This is a genomic window from Sulfitobacter sp. UBA4523 (assembly GCF_002388305.1).
GTDB classification, from domain to species: domain Bacteria; phylum Pseudomonadota; class Alphaproteobacteria; order Rhodobacterales; family Rhodobacteraceae; genus Sulfitobacter; species Sulfitobacter pontiacus.
In genome coordinates, this window is the sequence record NZ_DGMH01000049.1 from 24,939 (window position 1) to 28,186 (window position 3,248).

At 62.6% G+C, this 3,248-nt stretch carries 5 protein-coding genes and 1 pseudogene; 4 read left to right on the forward strand and 2 right to left on the reverse strand.

Annotation, left to right across the window (positions count from 1 at the left end):
• Together B3849_RS11135 and B3849_RS11140 are read right to left on the reverse strand one after the other, a co-directional pair.
• Positions 1-169, reverse strand: a pseudogene (locus B3849_RS11135) (DNA mismatch repair protein MutT); the annotation flags it as partial.
• Positions 170-217: 48 nt separating this feature from the next.
• Complete coding sequence (locus tag B3849_RS11140; RefSeq protein WP_278425639.1) at positions 218-622, reverse strand: DUF983 domain-containing protein; 405 nt, start codon at positions 620-622, stop codon at positions 218-220.
• Between the two features lie 213 nt (positions 623-835).
• On the opposite strand from B3849_RS11140, the gene B3849_RS11145 reads away from it, so the two are divergent.
• From B3849_RS11145 to B3849_RS11160, 4 genes are read left to right on the forward strand one after another with little or no spacing between them, the layout of a single operon-like run.
• Positions 836-1,483 (forward strand): EF-hand domain-containing protein, encoded by a 648-nt coding sequence (locus tag B3849_RS11145; RefSeq protein ID WP_260003370.1) that lies wholly within the window; start codon positions 836-838, stop codon positions 1,481-1,483.
• A gap of 55 nt (positions 1,484-1,538) precedes the next feature.
• Positions 1,539-2,141, forward strand: coding sequence for an RNA polymerase sigma factor (locus tag B3849_RS11150; protein WP_414717913.1), 603 nt, complete (start codon positions 1,539-1,541; stop codon positions 2,139-2,141).
• Positions 2,128-2,490: a hypothetical protein gene (locus tag B3849_RS11155; RefSeq protein WP_235208518.1), complete on the forward strand. Its 363-nt coding sequence runs from the start codon at positions 2,128-2,130 to the stop codon at positions 2,488-2,490. Before B3849_RS11150 ends, B3849_RS11155 begins: the two co-directional genes overlap by 14 nt.
• Before the next feature lie 3 nt (positions 2,491-2,493).
• Positions 2,494-3,003 (forward strand): periplasmic heavy metal sensor, encoded by a 510-nt coding sequence (locus B3849_RS11160; RefSeq protein WP_005849250.1) that lies wholly within the window; start codon positions 2,494-2,496, stop codon positions 3,001-3,003.
• The last annotated feature ends 245 nt before the right edge of the window (positions 3,004-3,248 follow it).

Consider the following 3,248-nt stretch of genomic DNA (forward strand, 5'->3'; position numbering starts at 1 on the left):
GCACCTGCGCATCGCCCAGATCGACCGCGCCGCCCGGAAAAACGAATTTATTGGGCATGAAGGCTGCCGTCGCACCACGTTGCCCCATCAGGATCCGCGGCGTGGTATGCCGGTCGCGGATCACGATCACCGTGGCTGCGTTGCGGATTTTACTTTTATCGATGGTCATCGCCTTGCCCCATATCCTGTTTTTCTAGCGGGGCTTTTGGGGTGCCGGTCAGCTGGTGCTGCCGAACCCGCCCATGCGCTTTGCCCATTGGAAGCCGATCATGGCTCCTTTCAGTCTGGGCAGAAGGTAGAGGGACAATCCGACGCAGCCAACCGAAAAGATTGTAAACAACGTCAGCGGCTCGGGTCGCCAGACCACAAAGGCGATGTGCAGCCCCGGGGCCAGCAGGTGCCCGACAAGCAGGATCGTCAGATAGGCCGGACCATCATCGGCGCGGTGGTGGAACAGTTCTTGGCCGCAGACGGTGCAGGTATCATTGACCTTCAGATAGCTTTTCAGCATCGGACCGGCCCCGCAGTTGGGGCATTTACGCCGCCAGCCGCGCAGCAGGGACTTCTTCATGCTGCGTTCATCTGTGTCTACGTGAGGCATATCTATGGTCTGGTCAGTCATCTGGGCTTCCTTGTTCCCATCCTACATGCGGCCAAAACGCCGCGAAATAAAGGGATCTCGGGGCAGTTGCGTCGCCATGTCGCAAAGCCCGCGCAGGGGTGCCCAAAACTTTTTCACATTTTTTGCGACGGAATGACGGGCGGCTGTCGTTTGAACCGGTATCGCCACGCTGAAAACGGCGGGCGTTAGATAGATCACCAAAGGAAGAAACAGATGACAAAACGAGCAAATCTTCAGATCGCACTCTTGAGCGGGTTGATCGCATTGGGCGGCACGACACTGGTCGCGCAGAATGCGGATAAGGCAGAGGGCGGCAAACAAAGCCACTTTGTCCAGTTGGACACCGATATGAACGGTGAAGTCACTGCCGAAGAAATGAAAGCCCATGCCGCGGCACGTTTCGCTACTGCTGACGCGGATGGAGACGGCTTCCTGACACAGGATGAACTGGCCGCCGCAGCCAAGGCACGCCACGCCGAGCGCAGCCAGCGCATGCTGGAGAAGCTGGACACCGACGGCAACGGGTCGCTGTCCGCGACCGAGCTTGAAGCCATGGGCAAAGGCAAAGGCGACCGGATGGCCAAGCGCCACGACAAGATGATGAAGCGCATGGATGCCAATGAAGACGGCAAGCTGTCGATGGAAGAAATGGCCGGGCGTCACAGCCCCGAGCAGATGATCGAGAAGCTGGACACCGACAAGAATGGATCGCTGAGCGCGGAAGAGTTCGCCAAAGCCCGTATGGGTGGCAAGCATCACGGCAAACGCGGTGGTCATGGCGGCAAGGACGGGCACGGTAAACCCGGCAAACACATGAAGCACGACAAGTCCGATGACGGCGACGCGGCTGCAACGGAATAAGGCAAGCATGCGGGCGCGCTTGAACGGCGCGCCCGCAAAGGCTACCTCCGGTTTGATGGATATGCACGATACGACGGATGCCGACGGGGTGGATGACCCCGAACGCGCCTTGCTGCACCGCTATGTGCAGGGGGATGCGGCGGCGGCACGGCTGTTGACGCTCCAGTTGACACCGCGCATCTTTGGTCACGCCTTCCGCATTCTGGGCAACGCGGCCGAGGCTGAAGACGTGACGCAAGACGCGCTGATGCGCCTGTGGAAGATCGCTCCGGACTGGCGCGATGGCGAAGCCAAGGTGACCACCTGGCTGTACCGTGTGACCGCCAACCTGTGCACCGACCGGCTGCGCAAACGCGGCCGGGGTGTCCCGCTTGAGGACATCGCGGAACCCACCGATCCGGCGGAGAGCGCCGAGGCTCGGCTGCAGCGCACGGCGCGCGAGGATGCCTTGCAAGCGGCGCTGGACAGATTGCCCGAGCGGCAGCGGCAGGCGGTGGCGCTGCGCCACATAGACGGGTTGGCGAACCCCGAGATCGCGACCATTCTGGATGTCGGGGTCGAAGCGGTTGAAAGCCTGACCGCACGGGGCAAAAGGGCTTTGGCGAAACTTTTGGGCGCACGACGTGACGCCTTGGGATACGATGATGACAAAACGTGAAACAGAGACGCTAGAGGCGCATTTCGAACAGGCGCGGGCGACCCCGCCGCAGATGCCTGCGGGCATGATGGACCGGCTGATCGCCGATGCGCTGGCGGCACAGCCCGCCCCCGCGATAGGGGGCTGGCGTGGGTTCTGGCGCGCCATCGGCGGCGCACCGGCCTTGGGCGGGCTGATCACGGCAACGGCTGTCGGGTTCTGGATCGGGGTTGCCCCGCCAAGCGGCCTGCCGGATGTTGCGACGCAGATCATCACCGGCGGCGACGATTACATCGTCGCCGATGCGACATCGCTGGACACCTATACGTCAGATCTGACGGCGTTCGGCTGGGACTTGGACGAGGGATAGAAAATGGCAGGCTTTGCATTCAAAAGCACGAAGACGCTGCGATGGGCCTTGGGTCTGTCGCTGGGGGTGAACCTGCTGGTGCTGGGGCTGGTTGCGGGGGCGGTCTATCGCTTTGACGGGCCGCATGGTGGCGCGATGCGGCACATGCGCGACTATGGCACGCCCTACGTCATGGCGCTGCCCGAAGAACGCCGCCGCGCCGTCTTTGCCGATGCGCGCAAGGGACGCGAGGATAAATCCGTCAGCCGTGCCGCACGCCGCGCATTGTATCAAGAGGCGCTGACCGCCATCCGCGCGGAGCCTTTCGACCCCGCAGAGGCACGCCGCGTGCTGGACCTGCAACGCGACGCCACGCTGACCGTTCAGCAGACCGTTCAAAACGCGTGGCTGGCCGAGTTGGCCCAGATGTCGGCACCCGAGCGTGCAGCCTATGCCGACCGAGTCGAGGAAATGCTCAAGCGCGGCAAAAAGGGCAAACGCGACGGCGCAAAGCCTCCGAAAGCCGGTCAATAGGCTGGCAACTGGCCCAAGCGGTCAGGGCCTGTCGTGCGGGATTGCGCGGCGCGGGCTTGCCAAATGCGCGCCCGGCGCGGTAGGCAAAGCGACCTTAACGAAAGTCGCGCCCCATGCTCCCTGAATTCAACGATCCAAACGAAGTTCTTGCCACCACGCGTGCCTCCTCTGGGCGGCGGGCCATCGGGCTGACGGCGCTTGGGATATTGGGGCTGTTCCTGATCTACGTCGCGTTCACCTCGTCG

Excerpts from the sequence above, each read along its gene's own strand:
- B3849_RS11150 (WP_414717913.1), top strand. The coding sequence starts at position 1,539 with ATGGATATGCACGATACGACGGATGCCGACGGGGTGGATGACCCCGAA.
- B3849_RS11160 (WP_005849250.1), top strand. The coding sequence starts at position 2,494 with ATGGCAGGCTTTGCATTCAAAAGCACGAAGACGCTGCGATGGGCCTTG.
- B3849_RS11155 (WP_235208518.1), top strand. The coding sequence starts at position 2,128 with ATGACAAAACGTGAAACAGAGACGCTAGAGGCGCATTTCGAACAGGCG.
- B3849_RS11145 (WP_260003370.1), top strand. The coding sequence starts at position 836 with ATGACAAAACGAGCAAATCTTCAGATCGCACTCTTGAGCGGGTTGATC.
- B3849_RS11140 (WP_278425639.1), bottom strand. The coding sequence starts at position 622 with ATGACTGACCAGACCATAGATATGCCTCACGTAGACACAGATGAACGC.